This is a genomic window from Pseudomonas coronafaciens pv. oryzae str. 1_6 (genome assembly GCF_000156995.2).
In the GTDB taxonomy this organism is placed as follows: domain Bacteria; phylum Pseudomonadota; class Gammaproteobacteria; order Pseudomonadales; family Pseudomonadaceae; genus Aquipseudomonas; species Aquipseudomonas tremae.
Genome location: NZ_CP046035.1, coordinates 4,519,229 through 4,541,271, shown reverse-complemented (window position 1 = coordinate 4,541,271; position 22,043 = coordinate 4,519,229). Strand labels below are relative to the sequence as shown.

General features: G+C 53.2%; 22 protein-coding genes, 1 tRNA gene and 1 pseudogene. 13 read left to right on the top strand and 11 right to left on the bottom strand.

Annotated features, from left to right (window positions below):
• A complete protein-coding gene (locus POR16_RS20395) occupies nucleotides 1-861 on the bottom strand; it encodes a ParA family protein (RefSeq protein WP_005895559.1) in 861 nt (286 codons plus the stop codon).
• A 239-nt stretch (nucleotides 862-1,100) separates the two neighbouring features.
• On the opposite strand from POR16_RS20395, the gene POR16_RS20390 reads away from it, so the two are divergent.
• Nucleotides 1,101-1,177 (top strand) — tRNA-Pro (locus tag POR16_RS20390).
• A gap of 90 nt (nucleotides 1,178-1,267) precedes the next feature.
• Entirely contained in the window at nucleotides 1,268-1,540 is a 273-nt protein-coding gene (locus POR16_RS26685) for a hypothetical protein (RefSeq protein WP_223810539.1), read from the top strand.
• Between the two features lie 93 nt (nucleotides 1,541-1,633).
• Here the strand turns inward: POR16_RS26685 and POR16_RS26680 are convergent, their stop codons facing one another.
• The 3 genes from POR16_RS26680 to POR16_RS26670 form a co-directional block, all read right to left on the bottom strand.
• A complete protein-coding gene (locus tag POR16_RS26680) occupies nucleotides 1,634-1,939 on the bottom strand; it encodes a hypothetical protein (RefSeq protein ID WP_234887619.1) in 306 nt (101 codons plus the stop codon).
• 96 nt (nucleotides 1,940-2,035) lie between these two features.
• The gene (locus POR16_RS26675) at nucleotides 2,036-2,377 is read right to left on the bottom strand and encodes a hypothetical protein (protein WP_234887618.1); all 342 of its coding nucleotides are present in this window, start codon (nucleotides 2,375-2,377) and stop codon (nucleotides 2,036-2,038) included.
• Nucleotides 2,378-2,412: 35 nt separating this feature from the next.
• A complete protein-coding gene (locus POR16_RS26670; protein WP_234887617.1) occupies nucleotides 2,413-2,616 on the bottom strand; it encodes a hypothetical protein in 204 nt (67 codons plus the stop codon).
• Between the two features lie 1,160 nt (nucleotides 2,617-3,776).
• Here POR16_RS26670 and POR16_RS20375 point away from each other — a divergent pair.
• A complete protein-coding gene (locus tag POR16_RS20375) occupies nucleotides 3,777-4,265 on the top strand; it encodes a hypothetical protein (protein ID WP_005895568.1) in 489 nt (162 codons plus the stop codon).
• 134 nt (nucleotides 4,266-4,399) lie between these two features.
• Here the strand turns inward: POR16_RS20375 and pilM are convergent, their stop codons facing one another.
• On the bottom strand, nucleotides 4,400-4,525 hold the full coding sequence (gene pilM / locus POR16_RS20370; protein WP_255870994.1) for a type IV pilus biogenesis protein PilM: 126 nt from the start codon (nucleotides 4,523-4,525) through the stop codon (nucleotides 4,400-4,402).
• A 430-nt stretch (nucleotides 4,526-4,955) separates the two neighbouring features.
• On the opposite strand from pilM, the gene POR16_RS20365 reads away from it, so the two are divergent.
• Both POR16_RS20365 and POR16_RS20360 read left to right on the top strand, forming a co-directional pair.
• Nucleotides 4,956-6,254 carry a hypothetical protein gene (locus POR16_RS20365; RefSeq protein ID WP_234887616.1) on the top strand — a complete coding sequence of 433 codons (1,299 nt, stop codon included), beginning with the start codon at nucleotides 4,956-4,958 and terminating at the stop codon, nucleotides 6,252-6,254.
• 83 nt (nucleotides 6,255-6,337) lie between these two features.
• Nucleotides 6,338-6,679, top strand: coding sequence for a hypothetical protein (locus tag POR16_RS20360; RefSeq protein ID WP_122381089.1), 342 nt, complete (start codon nucleotides 6,338-6,340; stop codon nucleotides 6,677-6,679).
• Between the two features lie 39 nt (nucleotides 6,680-6,718).
• Here the strand turns inward: POR16_RS20360 and POR16_RS27165 are convergent, their stop codons facing one another.
• The 3 genes and pseudogenes from POR16_RS27165 to POR16_RS20350 form a co-directional block, all read right to left on the bottom strand.
• Entirely contained in the window at nucleotides 6,719-7,585 is an 867-nt protein-coding gene (locus POR16_RS27165) for a methyl-accepting chemotaxis protein (protein WP_420376868.1), read from the bottom strand.
• Nucleotides 7,580-8,344: pseudogene (locus POR16_RS27160) on the bottom strand (MCP four helix bundle domain-containing protein); the annotation flags it as partial. The gene POR16_RS27165 and the pseudogene POR16_RS27160, both read right to left, overlap by 6 nt.
• A 341-nt stretch (nucleotides 8,345-8,685) precedes the next feature.
• The gene (locus POR16_RS20350; RefSeq protein WP_005895583.1) at nucleotides 8,686-9,492 is read right to left on the bottom strand and encodes a cytochrome c; all 807 of its coding nucleotides are present in this window, start codon (nucleotides 9,490-9,492) and stop codon (nucleotides 8,686-8,688) included.
• A gap of 213 nt (nucleotides 9,493-9,705) precedes the next feature.
• On the opposite strand from POR16_RS20350, the gene POR16_RS20345 reads away from it, so the two are divergent.
• The 5 genes from POR16_RS20345 to POR16_RS20325 all read left to right on the top strand — a co-directional run bounded on the left by POR16_RS20345 (nucleotide 9,706) and on the right by POR16_RS20325 (nucleotide 13,852).
• Entirely contained in the window at nucleotides 9,706-10,419 is a 714-nt protein-coding gene (locus POR16_RS20345; protein ID WP_005895587.1) for a methyltransferase, read from the top strand.
• Nucleotides 10,420-10,829: 410 nt separating this feature from the next.
• Nucleotides 10,830-11,690 (top strand): GNAT family N-acetyltransferase, encoded by an 861-nt coding sequence (locus POR16_RS20340; protein WP_005895591.1) that lies wholly within the window; start codon nucleotides 10,830-10,832, stop codon nucleotides 11,688-11,690.
• Nucleotides 11,691-11,759: 69 nt separating this feature from the next.
• Nucleotides 11,760-13,037 carry an NAD(P)/FAD-dependent oxidoreductase gene (locus tag POR16_RS20335; RefSeq protein WP_005895594.1) on the top strand — a complete coding sequence of 426 codons (1,278 nt, stop codon included), beginning with the start codon at nucleotides 11,760-11,762 and terminating at the stop codon, nucleotides 13,035-13,037.
• A 191-nt stretch (nucleotides 13,038-13,228) separates the two neighbouring features.
• Nucleotides 13,229-13,384: a hypothetical protein gene (locus POR16_RS26345; protein ID WP_005895597.1), complete on the top strand. Its 156-nt coding sequence runs from the start codon at nucleotides 13,229-13,231 to the stop codon at nucleotides 13,382-13,384.
• A gap of 90 nt (nucleotides 13,385-13,474) precedes the next feature.
• The gene (locus POR16_RS20325; RefSeq protein ID WP_005895600.1) at nucleotides 13,475-13,852 is read left to right on the top strand and encodes a hypothetical protein; all 378 of its coding nucleotides are present in this window, start codon (nucleotides 13,475-13,477) and stop codon (nucleotides 13,850-13,852) included.
• Between the two features lie 111 nt (nucleotides 13,853-13,963).
• On the opposite strand, the gene POR16_RS20320 is transcribed toward POR16_RS20325, so the two are convergent.
• From POR16_RS20320 to POR16_RS20310, 3 genes are all read right to left on the bottom strand, one after another.
• Entirely contained in the window at nucleotides 13,964-14,110 is a 147-nt protein-coding gene (locus POR16_RS20320; RefSeq protein WP_080267959.1) for a YetF domain-containing protein, read from the bottom strand.
• A gap of 11 nt (nucleotides 14,111-14,121) precedes the next feature.
• Entirely contained in the window at nucleotides 14,122-14,892 is a 771-nt protein-coding gene (locus POR16_RS20315; RefSeq protein ID WP_005895605.1) for an OBAP family protein, read from the bottom strand.
• A 78-nt stretch (nucleotides 14,893-14,970) separates the two neighbouring features.
• Nucleotides 14,971-15,498, bottom strand: coding sequence for a CinA family protein (locus tag POR16_RS20310; RefSeq protein WP_005895609.1), 528 nt, complete (start codon nucleotides 15,496-15,498; stop codon nucleotides 14,971-14,973).
• A gap of 322 nt (nucleotides 15,499-15,820) precedes the next feature.
• Here POR16_RS20310 and POR16_RS20305 point away from each other — a divergent pair, with 322 nt between their 5' ends.
• The 3 genes from POR16_RS20305 (at nucleotide 15,821) to POR16_RS26170 (ending at nucleotide 22,010) form a co-directional block, all read left to right on the top strand.
• Nucleotides 15,821-18,010 carry an ATP-binding protein gene (locus tag POR16_RS20305; RefSeq protein WP_005895611.1) on the top strand — a complete coding sequence of 730 codons (2,190 nt, stop codon included), beginning with the start codon at nucleotides 15,821-15,823 and terminating at the stop codon, nucleotides 18,008-18,010.
• A 443-nt stretch (nucleotides 18,011-18,453) separates the two neighbouring features.
• Entirely contained in the window at nucleotides 18,454-20,610 is a 2,157-nt protein-coding gene (locus tag POR16_RS20300) for an NUDIX hydrolase (RefSeq protein ID WP_005895613.1), read from the top strand.
• Between the two features lie 605 nt (nucleotides 20,611-21,215).
• Entirely contained in the window at nucleotides 21,216-22,010 is a 795-nt protein-coding gene (locus tag POR16_RS26170; RefSeq protein ID WP_255870995.1) for a cellulase family glycosylhydrolase, read from the top strand.
• Nucleotides 22,011-22,043 lie beyond the last annotated feature (33 nt).

The following is a 22,043-nucleotide window of genomic DNA, read 5'->3' as shown; positions in this document are numbered from 1 at the left end:
TCATTGACCCCCTTTTACCAGGGCCTCTACGGCGGATTCAGTCATCGCCTCGAAACGGTCGGTCCACTGCGGAAAAAGCTCAACCACAAGCTCTCGAATGACCTGTAGCGCGCTCGGCGCGCGTCGATTTGAAGGTTTTTTGTATTCGAGCCGATGTGCAGACATGCCTGCTGTAGATCCCTCGCGGAAAATTACTGAAGCAGGAACTGTGCTGTTGAGGACATCGACTTCCATGTTGTCCGCGAAGGTCTTTCTGATGGCGTCATGAATCCCGCGAGCGTCAACGGTCTGGTCGAGGCAGTTGACTACAACCTTGATTGGAGGGACGTGCAGTCCAAGCCTCGAGTAAGGACGCAGTCCTTCAAGCATTTGCAACGTCCCACGGTTAAACTCGCGGGCGCTGAGCATGTTCGGTGGCAACGGGGATACAGCAAGATCTGACGCTAAAACCACCATCTCCAACATGACGCTTCGTGCGCCCTGGGTATCAATGAGAATCAGGTCGAATTGACCCTCGAAAGCTTTCAGCAGAGAAGCCAATCGCAGACGACCATCCGCAGCCTGAAGCAGGAGGCTAATCAACTGGTTGTTGGGGTCGTTCGACAAGATCAAGGACAGGTTCGGGATGCTTGTCCTCGATATGATTCGCTCTGGATCAGTCAGGTTATGTGCGATGAGGTCGAATATGCCGCCGCTGACTTCCTGTGCCATTGGGTAATAGGAGGACAGCGAAGGCTGTACAGGGTCCATGTCGAGGAGGAGGACCCTCAAGCCGGCGTCGGCGCAGAAGCCGCCGATGTTGGCAGCCAAAGTGGTTTTACCGACACCACCTTTGGTGGACAAAAGCGAGGTTATGTACATGATTTAAAGCCTCTAATGGGGACATTAGAGACTGCGGATTGGATCCAGAGCCTTCATCAGGAGGTTCTGCCTAAACTGAGGGTGTGAAACCAATTGGCTTTTAACCAATTGGTCGTAGGTTCGAATCCCACACGACCCACCATTTTTGGTCAGTTTGTATCTGACTGGATCTTAGGGAGTGACGTCGCAAGCGTCACCCAAATAGAAAACGCCTCTTCGGAGGTGTTTTTTAGCATCATCGGGGTATAGCGCAGTCCGGTAGCGCGCCTGCTTTGGGAGCAGGATGTCAGGAGTTCGAATCCCCTTACCCCGACCATTTTCGCCCGGCTGTATCAGGGTTGAAGATCAGAGCTCAAAAACAGTCGTTTTGAGCTCAACAAAAAAGGCGTCCTTCGGGACGCCTTTTTTGTTGCTGTTCAACAGCCTGACCATCAACTGGCAGCGTGAGGTCCTGATGATGTTTCCACAGGCTCAGATCGCTATACAGACCTTTGATGTGAATGCTTCGTTTCAGTTGCGTCCTTTTGCGTCGCCAACGCCTGCGCTCGCTCTTGATAAAAATGATGCTGGCCTCTATACGCGAAGCGGACGTGAAACTCGCCAGGCGCGGAAAGGCCGTCAGGTTTTTCGAAGTAACGCGTCTGGGAAGCTGGCAGATACAGGTCCAGCGCACGGTTGATCAGCTTGTTGCGAGTGCGTGTCTGGATAACCAGACGCTCCAAGTCAAACTTTTCCAGATAATGCGCTATGCACAAACCTATGAGGCAAGCCCCTACGCCGCCTCCGGTTGTTTGTGCTTTCGGGCCTGGCCTACCGCTTGGCGCAAGGCTTTCCGGTAGGTGTGCAAGTGTGAGTAATTTTCCTGAGCGTCGTATCGATTGGTATTGCTGTAACCAATCAGCATGTCGTTCAGATACAGAGAGTAAATAACGGTTGATTGTCCGCGCGGTTCGCTGGACGGCGTGTTTCGCAGAAAGCGTTCACGAATTTGCTGTGCATCGCCCAGGCGTGCTGTATCCACACCTAATATTTCCAGGTAGGACAGCCGGGCTGTCGGTCCAGTATTCGGCAAATGCATCGGCGTCCTGCAGACTCGCATCGCGCAAAGTCAATAACCCTGCACGCATCGGTAAGCTCGCGCGGATCAATGAGGTATCGGAGCTGATGTCGAGGTTCATTCGAAGGTTTCCAGAAAGATGTAAATGGATTGGGTAACGCAGGCGACTGGCTGTTCCAGTTGTTCGCTGGTTTCTTCGCCCATCGAGAGACGCAAGAAGGGATCTGTTGCCTCTGCTATTGCCGCAGCCGCTGAAATACGGGTAATGCCAAACCCGAATCTCACGCCTTTGGTGATCGATACGCCTGCGCTTCGGCAACTGTTGATGATGAGTTCGATCAAGGCCTCCATGCAGTGCCGATTGTTCAAGCCCGGCTCACTGAAAGTGATGGCAACGACACCTCCACCATGTTTCCGCTGGCGCTCGCGCCAGTCGCGCGGATAGGGGACCCTTGCCACGCGGGCTGCTTCCGGGTGTTTTGGAAAGACTTCGCTTAAAAGAAAGCTTTCCAGCGTCGAGTAGGCCGCTGACCGCTGGAGGTTAGCAGCGCTGTGCGCGCTCCACCGCCGAAGCCGATCGCACGCACCAGGTTCAGTTCAAGCTCGCGCAGGGCCACCGAACCATAGCGTTCATAGTTCACAGAGCTGGTTTGCAGGATCGAAAAACATGATGTCTGTGCTTTGATCGGTACTTGCACTGCACCAGTTCAAGGCTGAGCGGGCGAGTCCGAACTGTTGAATCAACAAGCGATATCGCTGCGCGACCCGACGCCCGTCCAGACCCGGGCTGCGACAACTGCTGATCATTTTACGGGTGCTGTCCAGCGCATAGCCCATGAAACTTTCAATCATGGGGTCTACGGGTAACGACTCGCGCAGGGTAAAACGACAGGTGTTGCTGCAGGGTTGCTTGCAACTTGTTCAAGGCTTGTTCCACACGATCTACCAGCTGTAGCCACATCGACAGAAGCGTGGCCTCGCCGGTTGGCACCGCACTGTAAGAGCTGGTCTTTTCGACGGTCCGAGATGTCTTCCCTGACGCTGACGCCGATAGCTCAATTGAGGCCGTATAGACAGAAGCTCCGGGGGGAAGCAAGTGCAGTGCATTATAAGCGCCGCGCAATTTGAAAGAGCCAGTCCGCTGCAGACACTCCAGCTTCGCCCACACCCTTCGGTTGTTAGAGCTGAGTCAAGGCAACTCGACAATGGGAGTTCTGACAATGTTGCGCGAAAGTGCAGGGTAGGCGTTTCGGATCTTCTGGTACACGTGTGCCAATAACTCGGAACCGGAGCTGTTAGTTATCGTCTGCATAAATTACAAAGGCCTCCTTGATAAGGGACGCTGCCGCAGGTATCGCCTGCTTGGCAGGCTTTACGTCGATGGGCGCTGTTGTATCGCTGCTGAGCGCACCCAATGGAATCAAGCCTATAGGTGGTCGTCACTAAGCTTGGCGTTCCGGCGACAACGAGTGATTGCGTTATAACTAACTAAGCCTATGCGTTCGAAACGCGTGGTGATCCCGCTTTCTCATCCGACATCACATCTGTAACGTGGTGATAAATACGTTATCGCCAATGGCTGCCGCTTTTCGAGGACAGTGTGCGCTACCGAGAGGAAGCTCTGATGGTGTACTCGGTTTTCTTGATGCTACGCTATGGGAATAATGGGTAATTTGCAGTCCCAGGCTGCCTGGTTGGGAGATCTTGCAAATTCAGGAATCCTTTTGCAGGATGTGCATAGGGCCATAGTCATAACTAGTATGCAGTGCGCACATGAAATTGTAACATCGCCAACGTGGGTGAGAGTCTCAGTACGTTGACGTAACGTCCTTCATAAAATCAGGCGAGGAAAAGTGAATTGAAATTCATCACAATGGTAACCACAGCTCTGCTCCTGCTCATGAGCGGCGCTCACGCCGAGGGACTGACAACCTCGGTGGATGGTAAAGAACTGACCGTTAGCTTCGGTAAGCCCACCATCAAGCAAGTGCTACATTACCGTAAAATGTACGACAAAAAACCTTTCCCTGATGCCGAGATCTATTACTACGACAACGGCACATACAAACTCATTTCGCAGGGTGAGAACCACTATGGCGTTTACTCCATACAGGGCAAGCCAGACGAAGAAACTTTCACCGTGCGTTTCATTTCTCTGCCGTCTAGCGACTGGGGGAATAAAACGGCCTTTCATCAGTTAACTTTCGTCCGTGGAGACAAGCAAAACATATTCATCCAGAACGCCGTTGTTGATACCGGCGAAGCCCTTGCCGAGCAGAATGGCACTTACACCCAAGAAGAAAATACCGTAACGAATCCGGTGCACACCGACTGGAAAAATAAATAATCCTCAGGGAGTATTTAATCGTGGAGGTTCTTCTCTATCTACCCGTTCGTAAGATGCTACCGCCCCTGCGGCTTGGTGGCAGGCGATAACCAGCGCGACCTATCACAGTGTCTTGATGGGTAGGCGACAGCTGCTCACTTTGAAACTGCCGCAGGCAGCGTGACAACCACGCTCCCTGAGGCTGGTGTGATGAGACTACCGGAGGATCCTATGCCGATGGCTGGCGATCCCCCGGTCAACTCGATCATCGCTGAAACCAGGCCAGGCGTTCAGCAGCGTTGTTGTCGAGCGGCAGGCTTGTGCTTGCCACGATGTCTGGCGGAAGTGACGACCTTCTAATCCGCTCCTTCGCTGATCGGTCCGGCGATACTTTCGGCTTCGTTGAGCAGCGCCAACACATGCCGCAGGTACGCTGAATTAAAAGCCTAAAAGAGGCCCCGTCAGCGTGGTGCTCCCCCCCCATCAATGCATTCGTCAGTTTTGAATCTGTCTTCGGAACTCACGAGCCCTTGTGACCACACATGAGGCCAAATTAATTCATTCGAGACAGTTCAGGGCCTGATCAACAATGCCCAACGCGTCGCGCAATTGAGGTACGTGCCGGCCTGATGTGGGGAAGGTGCGCCTGAAACTCACGAAACGCCGCACTCGCCTCGACTTTATAACCTTTCACCTTTGTATGGAGAAATCATGCGCTCAACCCTATCGATCCCTGTTTCCAAAACATCAGTTTTCAACGACTATCAGCAGCCCGCAGCGGTGGTGTCGGCACCGACACCGACACCGTCGTCACCAATAGATAAAAAAACGGGTACTACCTCGGTTGTTAATTCGGCACGCGACAAAGCGTTGCAATCGAAATTAAATAAACTATTCCCCACGCTACGGCGTTCCAATTCAACCTCCGCAGAAACCACACGCAAGCTGGCGCCCGATGTACGCCGGTTCGACACCTTGCTGCATCCCACTGAAAATGCCAGCAATCTCAGCGCAGGAATTCTGATGCTGGCTCAAAACGACAAGCGTCAATGGCATCGCGTGACGTGCTCACCCGGTTTACTTTTACAGAACATCGAAGTGCGACCTGAAAAAGGCCTGCTGAATTTGACCGGATCGGAAAAGTTTTGCAGCGGCGAACTGAGCCAAACAGAAAAACGCGATCTTCAGCGCGCCGTCACCAGTATCGTAATGACCTACAACCAGATAGCGGCGGAGCATGGGGAAACACCGATCAGCATTCATGAAAATCATCTGGAGGGCGATGGCAAGGTGTACGAGGATCGACGTATTCCACGCAAATCGAATGAAAAGGATTACGATTATTACCACACATTGGGCGTCAGTTATGCCGATAATGGAAAAATGCTGCCGCATTACCATCTTGAGTTTAATGGCACATTAAACAAACACAACGTCGGTATAATACTCGACAATCTGAAGCACTTGGGCAAGCAAGTAATAAAGAAAGACATTCTGACTGAAAAAGAAATTACCGCAGTTTTAGAAAAGCTCCCGGAACATAATGGTACACCCGGCTTCAATGCCGCGATGGTAAGAGAGCAGCGTCCACTACTGCCCAATGAAATAACCGACCCAACAGCACGGGTGCAGCGCCGCGACGAGCTTGAGGGTGACTTCATTTCCTTATCAAGTCACAACACCGAATTGGCAGCTGATAAAGATCGCTTGTTCATTCGGAACGCGCATATGAATTCTTTCCGACCAGCCGAGCCTATATTCGAATGCTTTTCAGCAGGCCAGGTATCGGTCATCGACGACTTGCGGAAAATTGAGAAATATCTGCAGTCGGACAACTCCGAATCTTCTGGCCAGTTAGATTTCAATGAGCTTTTAGCGATCCACTTTAGCTTGAATAAAGCGCTGAAGGAATTGAACGGCGATGCGAGCAGCACTGTCGAGCAACGTCAGGAGTTGGCGGCCAGATTTGGCGCCGGTATCGAGAAGATCAAACAGTTGGTGACCTCATGATGGCAACACGCCCTAGCTGAATCCAACGATGATCGAAACAAGCGCAAGTATAGGGGGGCGGTGAACATTAAGCCTGGCATCCGATGGGCGAGCTGATTATCACCAGCGTCGGCGAGCGCCGACTAACAGCACTGAGGTTCCAGGAAACTGCCCGCAGTCCCGGCAGCGGCGAGTGGTTCGCCAATATCCGCAACCCAAGCACGCGCCGGGCGCGCCAAGCAGATCTGCGCAGCTCTGCCCATGTCGAAGAGTTTCGCGCGGTGAGCCGGGCGCACGTTTTTAGCTTGGAGCGCCCAGATGGAGCGATGCGCTCTGTCGGGGCGAAGGCTTCCGATGATTGCATTTCGGTCGAATTCAGCCAGAAGCATATACACTGCACACGGCACAGTTTGGCCTTTGTATCGCGCCTAAACCTGCCGCTGTAAGAGCTTCAGCCAGGATTAAAAAACTGTGGTAACAAAAAATCACACAAGTTTAAAATTCTTCAATAGAAGATCCAGGGAATTAGCGGTATTAGACAGCCCTTGACTGGCCATGTTAGTGATTTTAGAATTCTCCACGCCTTCGTTAGCCAACGTCCTGATTTTTTCAAGATTTTGCTCAATCTCTCGTGTCACGCTTGCTTGCTCTTCTGCCGCTTTGGCAATGACCTGGTTGCGATCACTGATTTTTTCAATAGCTAAACTCACTTTTTCTAATGATTTGCCGGCGCCCAAAGCGACTTCAAGTGTTGTGCTGGCATTACTAACACTTCTGTTGATGGCTCCAATGGCTTGATCTGTACCTAGGCTAATACTGCTTACCAGGCTTTCTATTTCGAGAGTCGATGCGCGCGTACGCGACGCAAGATTACGAACTTCATCAGCGACGACGGCGAATCCACGGCCCAGCTCGCCTGCTCGTGCTGCTTCAATGGCAGCATTCAATGCGAGCAGATTCGTTTGGTCGGCCACTGAGCGGATATCCACTAATATATTGTTGATGCCGGCTGCTTGATGGGCAAAATCATTCACTAAAACCGAGCTTTGTTGAACATCGCCTGTAAGTTCCTGGATGGCTTTAATGACATTGATAACAAGACGATTTCCTTCCAGGGTTGATTCGGCAGATGATTTCGACGCTTGCGCAGTGGTAACCGCATTAGTCGCCACCTCATCGACAGCAATGCTCATTTCATTGAACGCTGTGGCGACACGCTCGACTTGTTGATTCTCTTCATCGGCCGACTTGGCATGTGATTCAGCCAGAAGGCTTAAATCAGAAGCAGAAGCCGTGAGGTTCTTGGCGGTGTGGGTGATGATGCCCAATGTTTCAGAGAGTTTTCCTTGCATGACTTGCATGGACTTCTGAAGTAAAGAAAGTTCATCATCGCCTGAAACGTCGATAGGTTCCCTCAGGTCTCCTCGAGCAATGCGATCAGCAATGTCGACCGTGATCTTTAAAGGCTTCTGAATACTCCTCACTATAGTCCAGGCTAAGACACCACCCAAGATAAATACAGCGATGACAAAAAAGACAGAAAGGTTCACTATTTTTTTGTATTCTTGTTCGACGGATGAGTTTACCTTGACTGTTTTTTCTTCGATGTCTTCAGCCAATAGGTTCAGCTGTGAAAGAGCGGCATTGTGATTTTGATTAAGCTCATTATTAAGCAGTGATTTTAGTTTTTCGGTGTCTCCCTGTTCTGACAGGGAAAGCAGTGCTGGAAACAAAATAGCGTATTCGTCCATTGCTTTTTTATAAGCATCATAAGCTGTCTTTTGTTGTTCCCCGTGCACGAGACTTTCAAATTTATTTTGCTGTGTCTTGAGCTGATCATAACGCTGCTTCATCAAGCCGGTGATGCGATCCAACGTCGCCTGGTCACGGTTTGCCAATAGCCAGTAAGACAGCACTCTCAACCTAAGGGTGAGCTCCGTGAGTCGATTCATGGTCGTAGCCGTTGGTAGCATTTTTTGCCCTGTCTCAACCTGGGCAGCCCTCAGTTTCGATATTGACTGAAAGGAGAACACAGATAGAAACAGCACCATACAACCTATCAGTGCAAAGCTAAGATAGGCTCGGGTGCCTATTCTGAAATTTCTAATCATTGCCAGCATCCTGTTTTTTGTAAGTTCTGTGAAAGCAACGTGTTAGGTTTTACCTTCAGCTTCAAGCGCTTTCAAGAGGATTAGATAATTTCACGATTCAATATAAATCAAGTTAAAACTTAAAAAATCTCCTCGCAGGTTGTGTTGATGTACAGGTGTTCATGTGTTGCTTTTAATGAGGTTGATTTTTCTGAGCGGCAAATCCAATGTATCGGCTCCCAGGAAAAATCTTTAGCACAACCACAACAAATTTATAAATTTCCGCTCAGCTGCATCAGCGTTGAGGATCAGGGCTCGTAAACAGTTGTTTTGTTGCAACGGGTAATAACACACGCTATGGATCAAGGCTCTATCTTGCGTCCCGCCATATGCTGCAAATACGCCATCAGCCTCTGCAAGTCGGCATCCGGCAGTACCGTTTCCGAAAACCCCGGCATCTTCGCCTGTGGCCACTGACGCAAATCCTGAGGGTTGCGAATGTAGCGCTTGAGGAAGTCCATGCCCAGATACTCGGTCGGGTTATAGGGAATATTCAGATCGGGTCCTAATTGTGCATCACCTGCACCGTTCAAGCGGTGGCAAGCCAGGCAGTTTCGCTGAAACAGCGCAAAACCCTGATTGACCGGATCGTCAGGCTTGAGCGCCGGGTCCGGCAACAGGGCGGGGAAGCGCTCGGCAACCGAAGCCATGCGCTTGATGCTGACCACTTCGAACGGCCATTGCTCCGGGCTGATATTGCCTGCCTGCGGGGCTGTCCACACGATATAGAACGGCCCCGCGCTGGGTTTGCCAGGGGACAATGGCGGCCAAGGATGGGCAGGGTCCTCGATAGCCAGCCAGGCCCGTGCGCCTTTCTCATTGAGTAGCGGCGCGGCTGGCAGCTCTGCGGCAAACCCGTCCAGTGCCACCGCCTGCAGGTGATCCTCAGGCTTGGTTCCCTTCAGCAACGCGGCCAGAGGCACAGCACGGTAGGTCATGTCCTGCTTGTAGGACACATCATCTTTAACGGTAATAGTCTGCAGCTGAGGATGGGTAAGTAATTCTTCGGTTTGCCAGGTGCGGCTGCTTTCACCCGATTGCAATTCCAGCTGGGCAGCGGACAACGGCGTGCTCAGTAGCAGAGCACCGAGCAGAATAAGTGCTTTCAAATCGTGGCCCTCCCTCTCGTGAACTGTGAGAAGTCTTTCACAGACACATGGACGCTGAATAGTGGGCTGGTCGCAGGTGGGTAATTTTTCATAAACCCAAGCCAACCCACGGAGCATCGGGCCGGGGAGATGGCTGAAGTCAGTTGAGCTATTGGAACCATAACGGATTCGCTACCACTCACCTTGGGTCACTACCGGCCAAGGGCGTTTTCAATGCACGAAGATGCAAATGAATCGACAGAAATCCATACCCGGGTTTTTCCGATGGAATGGATTGAGATCGGGCCCTGCACGTTTTCAAGCCACGCGCAACACGTTGCCAATCTGACCAACCCGCAACCTGCTCCCTCAATAGGCGGAGTCGAGTTGTTTCTTCCGCCTAATGTGTACCATCCCGGGACCGGACTGTCCTCCAGCCTTTTGGTCGAAGCGCTGTCGAGCGAAAATCTGGGGAGAGCCGTGTTGGACCTCGGGTGTGGCAGTGGTTATATAGGGATATCTCTCTATCGCCCTGGGATGGATCTGGTTCTGGCCGATATTTCAAAAGACTCAATTTTGAGCAGCACCGAAAACCTCCGCCGTATGGAGATACCGGGGAGGGTGCTAGAGAGCGATTTATTCTCAAATCTGAAAGGCCTGCGCTTCGACACGATTCTGTTTAATCCGCCTTTACTCGACAAAAAGATAGAACACGAAGCTGAAATCGCATTATGTGACCCTAATGGTGATTTGCTGACTCGTTTTCTCACTGAGGCGCCACAGCATTTGATTTCAACGGGGTGTATTTACTTTATTGCGTCCAACCTGATGAACCGTGAGGTGTTATTAAATGGATTAGTCGGTTATCGATACAACATTATCTCGTCTTCATTTTCCACTCAGTCGCAGGTCTCACGCTGGATAATCAGCGCCCGGCCAAAGCATTGAGCCACAGGCTGAGATAGGTGTGATCGTCACGTAACAGCCCCTTGTAAACGTCTGCACAGCGTAGGGGTGTTGCGATGGCGTCCTGAATCAAAAAACACGCAGGCAATTGTTTATCCCCTGATGTACCCAGCCATTCGACCCCTCTGCGCGTGCTGTCAGCGAGTCAACGCTGATGAGCGCCGAATCTTCTGCGAGAGGCCCACGCTTGGTGCAATACGCCAAGTCTGCTGAGGAACTTGGACAATACGGTTTTTTCTATCAGCCAAACGGCCCGTTCAACACCATCTGCTGATTTCCTGGTGTTGTAATAAAAGGGTGTTGCAGCAATCACAATGGCTACATCGTTGATATACCTGCCCGAGGCACTTTTGGTGAGCAATCCCGAAGGAACTGTATGTGGAGCACCCTCTATGGGCTCGTCTCCATGCGTGATACCGCTGTGCGCAGACCATTTACCGCAGGCGGTGGGGCTTTCAGACGCTTTGCGCTGGCCTTACCGAGAGGCGGACTGGCGCTTCGCCTTCGATCTTGGCGCTGGTCTTGCGGTGGAGGTGGAGGGGCAACTGCTTGCCACGGCGTTGTGGTGGCCACAAGGCGAAAACCATGCCTCGGTAGGTATGATCATTGTTTCCCCCTCGCTGCAGGGCCAGGGCATCGGGCGCGCTCTGATGGATCAACTGATGCAGCAGGCCGGCGAGCGAACGCTGATCCTCAATTCCACTCAGCAAGGCCTGGCACTGTACACGCGGCTCGGCTTCGTTGCGCATGGGAAGGTCAACCAGCACCAGGCAAAGCTTGAACATGTCGCTCACCTTGTTCCTGATTCGGTGAGCGTGCGTGTCATGCAGGCCGATGACGAGCAACCGCTGCAACAACTGGATCTGGCCGCCACAGGCCGGGATCGCAGTGTATTACTGAAAGCCTTGTTCGACCACGCCAGTACCTTGGTCATTGATCGCGGCGCGGGTGTTTCAGCTTACGGCTGTGTGCGCGAGTTCGGGCAGGGTGTGGTCATCGGTCCGGTAATCGCCAGGGGGCCTGCTGCTGCAGCGGATGCCAAGGCGCTGATCGCGGCACTGGCCAATACCCATCGCGGACAGCTCGTGCGTATCGACGTCACTGAAGACGCAGGCTTATCGGATTGGTTGACCGAGCAAGGTCTGCCCTGCGTCGACCATGCGATACCCATGGTCCGCCTGACGCCATTGCAGGTTTGCCCTGCTGAAACTGATGCGCGGCTGTTCGCCCTGTCCAACCAGTCGATTGGTTGACGCGTACGGCCAGCGAATTTGTGTAATGCGCGACCCGATGATTAACCCTGAAATAATGGACAGCCCCTGATGAAACTGATGCCCTACTGGCTGGATACCGCGCCTGCATTTGCAGCCGGTGAACGTGATGCGCCCAGTGGCGAGGTAGATGTGGCAATCGTCGGCGCCGGCTTTACCGGTCTGTCCGCCGCGATTGCGCTTGCCAAAAAAGGCGCGAGCGTGGCTGTGTTCGAAGCAGGCTTGGTCGGCAATGCGGCTTCCGGTCGCAATGGCGGGATGTGTAACAACGGCTTTGCTCAGGATTACTACGCACTGTCGACTGCCATCGGGCGTGAGCGCGCGAATATGTTGTACCGCGCCTTTGATGCCGGGGTAAGCAAAGTCGAATCCCTGATCGCGGAGGAGGGCATCGACTGCAATTTCAAGCGCGTCGGAAAGCTCAAGCTTGCGGCCAAACCTGAGCACTTTGACAAGCTGGCCCGGTCGCAGGCGCTCATGGAGCAGGAGTGTGACCCCGACACCTACATGTTGACGCGCGAGCAGTTGAGCAGCGAGATCGGTTCGGACCGGTATTTTGGCGGCCTGGTTTTCGGCAAAAGCGCCGGCATGCATGTTGGTCGCTACGGCCAGGGCCTTGCAGAGGCGGCTGCCCGACGCGGGGTGCGAATCTATGAAAATGCCCCGGTGCTTGGTCTCTCGCGTCAGACTGGCACAGTGCATCAAGTCAAGACGCCGCGTGGTGAAGTGCGTGCCAAACAAGTGCTGCTTGCGACCGGTACATCCTCGGTGGGCCCCTTGGCGTGGTTTCGCCGACGCATTGTGCCGGTGGGGGCGTTTATCATTGTCACAGAGCCCCTTTCAATAGAGGTGCTTGACCGTCTGTTACCACGCCGACGCATGACCACCGATACGAAAAACTTCGTCAATTACTTTCGGGTTACTCCCGACAATCGTTTGCTGTTCGGTGGTCGTGCGCGATTCGCTACATCCAACCCCGCCTCCGACATGAAAAGCGGGATCATCCTGCAGAAATCGCTGATCGAAGTATTTCCGGAATTGAGCAATACACGCATTGATTACTGTTGGGGTGGCATGGTCGATATGACCCGCGACCGCCTTCCTCGCGCCGGTGAGCATGATGGGTTGTTTTATTCAATGGGCTACAGCGGCCACGGCACGCATATGTCGACCTATATGGGCGCGATCATGGCCGAAGTTCTCGACGGCCGTTCCGACTTGAACCCATGGCGAGATTTTACTTGGCCAGCGATTCCTGGGCATTTCGGGAACCCCTGGTTTCTGCCATTGGTGGGTGCGTATTACCGGTTTCAAGATCTTCTACGATGAAATAGCTGCCGGGACGTGAGCACATCAAGTTCGCCATGCACACTGGGTATTTCATAATTCACTCTGGCAAACCTTGGGTAGAAATGCACTGAACGCCTTGGCACGACCTGACTCCAAATCTTGTCCCGGCGCTCAAAACCAACATATCGCGTCGATGGATATTTGAATCCTCTGCCAATCAAGGAATTCCCATGACCGATCCACGTAACGTCGCTCACGACAAAAAAGTCCAGCAAGAGAAAAAGAACCACGGTGAAGAAATTGCGCCAAATGCCGAGCACGCACCTCAGCCAGGCATGAAGCCTGCGCTCAAACACGATGATGAAGAGCAAGACGAGCAAGCTTGAGCCGGGCGCTAGCCTGACCTGATATTGCCGTGTGGCGGCGCTGACTCAAGTTAGCGGTCGCTGCATACCTTTTACGAGGAGGTAAATGTCATGCCACGTGGAAGCAAGGACAAATACACCGAAGAACAGAAGCGTAAGGCTGAGCACATCGAGGAGTCTTACGAGCACAAAGGCGTACCCAAAGCTCAGGCTGAGGAACGTGCGTGGGCGACTGTCAACAAGCAGTCGGGAGGTGGCGAAAAACCAGGAGGGTCTGGTCGCAAAACGCCTCTGGCACGCAAGCAGAAAGCCGAGTCCGACTCCGCGAAACGCGCCGCTAAAACCCGACAGGGTCATTCACGAGAATCCTCTGCGTCATTGGAGACGCAAACCAAGGCGAGCCTGATGACGGAAGCCCGAAGTCGTAACCTGTCGGGAAGGTCCAACATGACCAAGGCCGAGTTGATCGAGGCGTTAAAGAAGAAGTAGCTTGCACACTAAATGTGCGTGCGTCTTGATTCGATGGCTTTCGATGGCTAAAGCAATTTTTGATCTACTGGGTGTTAAAAAACACCCAGTCGTGTTCAGCAATGCGCGCTATCAAGTTGCAGATATGATCGAGATAGCCCCATTTCTTTCAATGAACGCGTACTTGATATCTTTCATCTCGACGATCCCTTGAGTGGTTCGTGCAGCTTCCATGATGTCTGCTTCGGTGATGCGCACCTCTTTTATTCTGCGCAGCAATGGTTTGCCTACTAATGAGAGTGGCCGCCTGTGGGGTCTTTTATCTGAAAGGCGTTGCCGTTACGCCAGGCGTCGGCACCTGCGTCTACCGCCGGTGTCGGAATATCTGCTCGAGACTTTTTCTCTTCTTCGCTGTTTACGCCGAATCTGGAATCTCTTTGCTGAACCAGCGCGGGCTTTATCTGCCCGTCAGAGGTGAATCCCATCATCAGTTGAGGCACGCCCAGCGGAAGAGTCTTGTCGAGGTCCGTATGCCACGTGTGCCAGGTTTTTCCGTAGGTATTCACGAGCTTCTCCATCAATGCATGCTCCGCCGGAGCAGGAATTCCCGGGGCGATGAGCTGACCTGATTTCACCTCATGCACATGGCTGTGCCACAAGGCCTTCTCGGCGGGCGGGAGCTGCGTGAACAATCGCTTGCTGATGATGTATTCGACGCCCATCAACTTTGCGTCCTTGACGTTACCGTCGTAGATGACGCACTGGATGACTTCTTCATTCACAATCGAACAATAGTGATGAGCTTCCATCTGTGAATGAAGACGACCGTTATAGAAATGGAAGCCGTCAAGGTATGCGTTCAACGCTTTAATGGGTGGGCGTGTCTGGAGAACATTCGCTCCGGCCTCAAGGACTTTTGTGGAGGCTGTTGCAGGCGCGCCGGGCGCATTAACATTGGAGCCGCTATTGTTGCCTGCGCACGCCACAATGGAGAATGCAGCGAAGACTGCGAGCGGTAGTCTGATTATTGTTCGTCTCGAGAAAGGGTGTGTGCTGTTCATCTCAACTCCTTGTAATGGCTCGCTTCAAGCAAACGTATGATCGATGATCAACCGGTCGACTGACTTCTACGCAAGCTGTCACGCGTCGCAGAGGGGCGGGTGTTCATCAATTGAATTTTCCAGGCCCTTCAGCTTCAAGTGAAAGTAAGGCAGCCTTTCCAATGCATGCAGTGCTGCCTCATGCTGCATGGTTTCTCTGTCGCCAGAGAAACGCTGTATTTCAGTGAATACGCAAGTGCGCCCTGCATGTACAAAGCCCCAGGCGAAACACACAGTACCTGCCGGAATGCCGTCTACGTCCTCGGTCCCGCACAGGCCGGTCGTTGCAATCGCTACATTGGCAGGGCTGTCCTGCAACGCGCCCTCTGCCATCTCTTGAGCAACCTCGACGCTGGTGAGATTGAAGCGCTCGATGGTTTCAGGCTTCACGCCCAAAAGGCGGTGCTTGGCCTCTGGCGAGTAAACAACGTAGCCGCAGTCGACCAACGAACCGCTGCCGGGAACCTCCGCCAAAAGAGCAACTATGCGACCTGCCGTACACGACTCAGCGGTGGCCAGTAGCAAGTTGTGTTGCTGCAGATAACTGACGGTTTCACTCGCAGGCATGAGCGTGTTTTCTCACCTTTCAGGTTGTACGACTATTTTTTAGGACAGATGAAAAACAGCTTCGTCTCGACTTTTTCGACAGGTATTGCGCGGCCACGACAGTCGAATTATTGAATCGATATCAACCAGGGCAGTCTAGAGTCATGCGCACCCGAATCACGACCACGCTGGTAATGAGGCGCTTTGACAACGGTAACCGAATAATTGCCGGCCTCCAGGCTGTCAGGAAGTGGTATTGGCTGCTGCGGATTGCATTGACCCAACGGTCTTTTCCAACGCTCTTCTTCCCACCCGCAACACGTTGACGTCGATGAGGAAAGCAATGCCCTATAGTGATGGAGTAGAGCACCTGACCAAGGCCGAACTCATGGCCGAGGTCTTACGCCTGCGCGCTGAAACTACAGGCAAGGAACAAAGCCTCCGACACACCAGCAAGGTCAAACTCGACCTGACAGAAACACCTGCCTCCGAAGTCACGTTGCGCCAAAGCCATGAGCTTTTTAGAACCATCCTCTACACAATCGAAGCCGCCTTCGCCATTGTCGAGGTGAAGTTTGACGAGCACGACAAGCCAGTGAATTATCGCTTCCTAGAGGCCAATCCTGCCTTCGAGCGGGAAGCCGGTGTCAATCTGCGTGGCAAGTGGGTGACAGAGTTTGCGCCTGACCTCGAGCCGTTCTGGTTTGAGATATACGGTCACGTCGCAAAAACCGGGGAGCCGAAAACGTTCGAGAATTACGCCAGAACATTCAACCGTTGGTTCGACGTGAGAGCCGTACAGGTGGGCAATCCTGACGACCGCCAGATTGCGATATTTTTCAGTGATGTGACTGAGCGGCGCAAAACTCAGGAGCGTTTGCGAGCCAGTGAAGCCCTGGCGCGTGAAAGTGTCGAGCGGGTGCAACTAGCACTTGCGGCCGGTGCCATTATCGGCACGTGGCACTGGGACCTTATCAGTGATGATTTCACCGTTGATGAGCCCTTTGCCGAGTCCTTTGGCCTGGATCAGGCAATAGGTCGGCAAGGGCTGACACAAGCGCAGGTCCTGTCCACCGTACACCCTGATGACAGAGCGGGTATTACTGCAGCTATTGCACAAGTGATAGCGAGTGGCAGCGCCTACGTACATCAATATCGTGTTCGCCGCCCGGACGGTAATTACTATTGGATCGAGGCCAATGGCCGGGTTAACCGGGCTGAGGACGGAACGGCGCTTAGTTTGCCGGGTGTTCTGATAGACCTGGAAGAGCGCCGCGCCCTGGAAGCAGAGCGTGACAGGGCGATAGCAGATTTGCGCATGCTTAATGAAACACTGGAGCAGCGCGTTGCCGAGCGCACTGAAGAACTGATGCGATCCGAAGAGCAACTGCGGCAATCGCAGAAGATGGAGGCAGTGGGGCAGCTTACCGGGGGCCTGGCCCACGATTTCAATAATTTGTTAGCCGGCATCTTGGGCAGCCTTGAGCTTATGAACGCTCGTTTCGCACAAGGCAGGCTCACAAACATCGATAAGTATATGGCGGCGGCGCTTGGGGCGACAAAGCGCGCCGCAGCACTTACGCACCGCCTGCTGGCGTTTTCGCGCCGCCAGATTCTTGCGCCGACCGCGACTGACGTCAACGAACTCATCGGCGGCATGATTGATCTGCTCCAGCGTACGGTAGGTCCAAGTGTGCAGATCAAGACAGCCAAAGTCTCGGATCTATGGCTGGCATTGGTTGATCCTTCTCAACTGGAAAATGCCTTGTTGAATCTGTGCATCAATGCACGTGACGCGATGCCTGACGGGGGCACTATTGTCATTGAGACGGCTAACCGTTCAATCGACGCGAAGGCCTCTTTACGCCAGGACATGCCTGAAGGAAATTATCTGTCGTTAAGTGTATCGGACACCGGAACGGGCATGCCTCCCGAGGTCATCGCCAAAGCGTTCGAACCTTTTTTTACCACCAAACCCATCGGTCAGGGTACAGGCCTGGGCTTATCCATGATTTACGGGTTTGCCAAACAATCAAACGGCCAGGTCCGCATTCACTCGGTTGTGGGAGCAGGGTCGACAGTAACCATCTACTTGCCCCAGCACCAGGGCGGCGTTTGCAATAGCGACTCCAGCTCCGCGCCAGTCGCTAACCCACGAGCGAAGGAAGGCGAAACAGTGTTGGTCGTCGAGGATGAGCCAACGGTACGTTTGTTGGTCACAGAGGTTTTGGAGGATCAAGGCTATATCGCTATTGAAGCAACTGACAGCGCGGGAGGGTTACGGATACTTCAGTCCAACGTGCGCCTGGATTTGCTTATAAGCGATGTGGGGTTGTCTGGCGGTATCAATGGGCGTCAGATGGCCGACGCAGGCCGTGTAACGCGGCCTGGTCTCAAAGTACTCTTCATTACCGGCTATGCGGAGGGCGCGTTGCTTAATGACGGCCAGCTTGAGGCCGGGATGTCAGTGCTGGCCAAGCCATTTGCGGCCAATGTGCTGATCGCCAGAGTCCAGCAAATGCTCGCTGAATGAAACGCGAGCTGATGGCGTTTTTTGCCGGTAGACCTGGCTGACAAGCGACACCATTACTTCCTGAAAGGGCAGCGCCGATTGGCTCATTGTTGATCACTGTCAGTGATACCGGATGATAAGTGAGACGTATTCTCATTATTTTCTGGAACCCACTGGTGCAGTGCGACACTCATCTACTCAATTTCCACTGGGTATAGATGATTAGTCTCTGCGGTGTATTACATCGATTGAATTATAAAGCCTGCTTATTGATGACCTTTGCACATTGGTGGCAATGAGCTGCTTATTCCCGTCTTCTTATTATCAGTTGGCTTTATTCAGGGTGTGGCTACGTGCCTTGCGCGTATCGGTTGCTGGCGATCTGGCCAGATGTAAGTAGATGCCCGCTGTTCCAGAGACAACGTTTCATCGCGTGCCCCAAGACGGATTTACAGGAACGCTTAATGATAAATCCCATAAAATATAATTTCAGTCATCCTGGGTTTTCCGCTGCGCAAAACCCACCTGCTCCAGCGCACCAGCCTATGCAGGGGCCGTCCGTCAGCAGCAATTGGGTGCCTAACTTTATCTCGCGCGGGCGAGGCAAAAGCGTCCCTCTGAGCCATTTCAACACGGCTGATGAGCATCACCTGGCTGACAGGCAACACGCCGTGTTGCAATCGATAGAGGGTAACAAGTTCATGCGGGTGCTGCAGAAGTACACTGCCGCTGAAACAACCAACACTGAATTTGCCTTTCTAAGGGATGCGATACCGCGCTATTCCATTGAATTAGCCAAACCATGCTGTCATAAAGTGCTTTACCGGGGCATATCTCTTGATAAGCGTTCTGCGCTGGACTTACTGAAACTTCCCCACGGCTATTACAGTCGTGAACTGGCACATGGCCTGGTGCATGGTATGCCGCTGGCAAACGGTGGTTACACTGGACGAGGCGTGGCCAGTGCCTCTACGGTTTCGGCGATTTCCAGGGGGTTCGCACTGCTCAATGCGGAGAAGAAGAATGAAATACAGGTTCTTTTTGTACTGAAAGCAATGGGGCCTGTGCCAGCGCTCCGACACAGCGGTGCCAAGGGTGTGACACTCAGTACAAGCCGATTGCCGTCATCGGTGGCGGGCAAGAGTGAACACGAAGTCATTCTGGATATCACCAACCGGTACGAAGTTACGCAGGCTTATCCGGAGGGTGATGGCATCACCGTTGAGATGACTGTTTTGGGACGCTCGAAAAGAGCTGTCGAACTCGCCGCACCCGAGACTGATAAATGGGAACAGCTTTCCCGGGCCAAGGGATCTAACCCGGGCGGTTTGTTCCGGGCGCCCAATGGCATCAAGTGGTATGTGAAGACCGGGCGCCTTACGAATAACTACACCGATAACTACATGGATCGTTTTCGCAACGAGCTGCTCGCTTCCAGGCTGTATATCGCTGCAGGCATTGACGTCCCCGAAATAAGACTCGCGCTCCGTGATGGCAAAACTGCGTTAATTTCCAGAGTGCTCGAAGGGAATCACAAAGGCGTTGTCGCTATGGCGAGAAGCGGCCAGTTGATGAAAGGGTTTGCCGTGGATGCCTGGTTGGCCAACTGGGATGTCGCGGGGCTTGATCTGGACAATATTCTGTTTACCCAAGATCACACGCCTGTGCGTATTGATCTGGGCGGCGCGATGATTTTCAGGGCAGGCGGAGAGCGCAAGGGAAGCCAGTTTAGCGCCACGCCTATGGAGCTGGTGACCATGCTGTCAAGGAAAGACAACACGTCAAGTCGTGTTTTTCAGTACATCGAGCGTGATCAGATCCGTGCTGGTATTACGGCGATAGAACAAATAGCCGACGTGCATATCAGAGAGCTCTGCTTGAACCACGGTCCTGGTAATAGCCTCGAACGCGCTGCGCTCGGAGAAATGTTGATCAGAAGGAAGAAGTGGCTTGTCAGTGTGAAGCAGGAACTTCCTCATATTCACCCCCGGAAGAATGAGCATGGCCAGGTAGTTACCGTTAAAACCCCCACGTCGCCCACGACGGCTAATACATGGAACACTCCAGACAGGACGGCGGTTTTCGTACCTCACCATTTTGCCAGTGGCAGCCTGAACAACATACCGTTCACCTCATGGCGGTGTCCCGAAACCCTTCCGGGTTGGCGCCAGATTACAACCCGCGCTGTGAAGTTCAGAGAGCCGGAATTTCAGAATCATGGCCATCTTCATCCCGCCAGTGGCGCAGTAATTTTCGAACCTGATGGCAGGATATGGGTCACCGAGCCGACTAATCATGTATTCGGCACTGCTCACTCGTTGCCCAAGGGAAAACAGGAAACCGGGCTGAACTTGAGGACTAATGCCGTCAAGGAAGTCTACGAAGAGACCGGTCTTAGGGTTGAACTTCACGGTTTCATTGGTGATTACGACAGAACAACATCACGTACCCGCTATTACCTTGCCAGGCGCATCGGTGGAACGCCATCGGATATGGGATTTGAATCCCAAAGTGTCAAGCTGGCAAGGCTTTCCGAGGCCAACAAATTGCTGTCCAGTGAACTGGACACCGCCATCTTGCTGGATGCAGCGAAGGTGTTCCAAAAGGCCTCTTTCCACTGAGCCTCAGCTGCTCGGACGCTGGTGAGCGGTATAGGTTTTTTGAAGTATTGCGAAAAACCGTTTCACCCCAGCGTGTACGTCCACAGAAACGGAGTAATGAAATGACGATTAATACTCACGTAAGTAATAACGGTTCATCGTGGTCACCTCTCTCGCCAGGCAATCAGGCACCGGACCCGCAACATTCCGGAAAAACATCAGGCAATGCCGTTAACTTTCTCCCTCCAGAACATACAAACGGCTCGAGCAATGCCGTCAGTTGGGGAAGCGGCACGCCAAACGCTGCTATTGCAGGCCCTGGACGAGCAAGTGGCTCAGGTCAAAGCGAGTTGGTAGAGGCGCTGAAGACGCTTATCTTTACGCTGCTCAAAAGTTTGATGGGCAACACTTCCGCAGGCCATCCATCTGCAAGCAACTCATCCGCAAGTGAGCCTTCTGCAAGCCAGCCTTCTGGATCGTCCGGGCCTGGAAGTAGTTCAGCTTCCCCAGACTGTGCAAACAGTTCGGCTGCAGACGCGAGCCCACCTGAACAGTCCGGTGAAACTTTTCCGCTCAACAACTCTGGCCTGGGTGCTCATGGTGGCGCTAATACTGTTCCGGACCGGATTGCCTCTCCCGAGGCAGCTCGAAAAATGGTCGAAGATGTGAAGAATGCCGGCGGGGGAACACTGCGCATGCAGATGACCCACGACCAGATCAATGACCCGGAGCAAATGGCCAAGCTCAAGGCGATGGTCGATGCTGGCGACAAACAGGGGGTCAAGGTTCAGTTCACGTTTCGTGACAACGCCAATGGCGGTGGCGGCAATGTCTTGACCGGTGAAAAACTCAAACAAGCCGCCGATGATGTCAAGAACGTCGTTTCCGCAGTTGGAAAGCACCCAAGTTTTGTACTCGACACGTTCAACGAAGGTGGCAAGAGCGCCACTCAGGGCTGGGCTGATATGCAAAGCACGTTGATCAAGTCTGCGCGTGACGCCGGTTACAAGGGCGACATTGTGGTAGAGGACAGCAATTGGGGCGGCGGTCTGACGGCAGGCGGGGAGAGCGGGCTGGTCAAATACGCCGATCAGTTGAAAGCCGCCAATGGCCGTGGCAACCCTGGCCTGATCGGCAGTATCCATGAATACGCCAGCGGTGCCGACGCGTCTTCGCGTCTTTCATCAGAGATAAAGGCGCTGACGGGTGCTGGCTTCAAGCCTCAAATAGGCGAAGTCGGCAACGCCAACTGGGCCGGGGGCAGTAACTTCGAAGAGCGCGACGGGGCCAATCAGGCTGTGAAAGACAACATGGACGCGCTAAAAGCCGCAGGCGCTGATGTCCTGCCGTGGATGGACCAGTTCAGGGACGGCAAGATCAAACACGACGTCGGCTTTTCGAAAGGCGATCAATTCTCCTGACGTTGGGTATTTGTATTACGCCTGATCACGTCA

Bases quoted from the DNA above. Each gene is read 5' to 3' on its own strand.
- POR16_RS20340 (WP_005895591.1), top strand. From the start codon at position 10,830: ATGGGCTCGTCTCCATGCGTGATACCGCTGTGCGCAGACCATTTACCG.
- POR16_RS20300 (WP_005895613.1), top strand. From the start codon at position 18,454: ATGATAAATCCCATAAAATATAATTTCAGTCATCCTGGGTTTTCCGCT.
- POR16_RS20395 (WP_005895559.1), bottom strand. From the start codon at position 861: ATGTACATAACCTCGCTTTTGTCCACCAAAGGTGGTGTCGGTAAAACC.
- POR16_RS20310 (WP_005895609.1), bottom strand. From the start codon at position 15,498: ATGCCTGCGAGTGAAACCGTCAGTTATCTGCAGCAACACAACTTGCTA.
- POR16_RS26680 (WP_234887619.1), bottom strand. From the start codon at position 1,939: ATGCATTTGCCGAATACTGGACCGACAGCCCGGCTGTCCTACCTGGAA.
- POR16_RS26345 (WP_005895597.1), top strand. From the start codon at position 13,229: ATGACCGATCCACGTAACGTCGCTCACGACAAAAAAGTCCAGCAAGAG.
- POR16_RS27165 (WP_420376868.1), bottom strand. From the start codon at position 7,585: ATGCAAGGAAAACTCTCTGAAACATTGGGCATCATCACCCACACCGCC.
- POR16_RS20365 (WP_234887616.1), top strand. From the start codon at position 4,956: ATGCGCTCAACCCTATCGATCCCTGTTTCCAAAACATCAGTTTTCAAC.
- POR16_RS20360 (WP_122381089.1), top strand. From the start codon at position 6,338: ATGGGCGAGCTGATTATCACCAGCGTCGGCGAGCGCCGACTAACAGCA.
- POR16_RS20335 (WP_005895594.1), top strand. From the start codon at position 11,760: ATGAAACTGATGCCCTACTGGCTGGATACCGCGCCTGCATTTGCAGCC.
- POR16_RS20345 (WP_005895587.1), top strand. From the start codon at position 9,706: ATGCACGAAGATGCAAATGAATCGACAGAAATCCATACCCGGGTTTTT.
- POR16_RS20315 (WP_005895605.1), bottom strand. From the start codon at position 14,892: ATGAACAGCACACACCCTTTCTCGAGACGAACAATAATCAGACTACCG.
- POR16_RS20325 (WP_005895600.1), top strand. From the start codon at position 13,475: ATGCCACGTGGAAGCAAGGACAAATACACCGAAGAACAGAAGCGTAAG.
- POR16_RS20305 (WP_005895611.1), top strand. From the start codon at position 15,821: ATGCCCTATAGTGATGGAGTAGAGCACCTGACCAAGGCCGAACTCATG.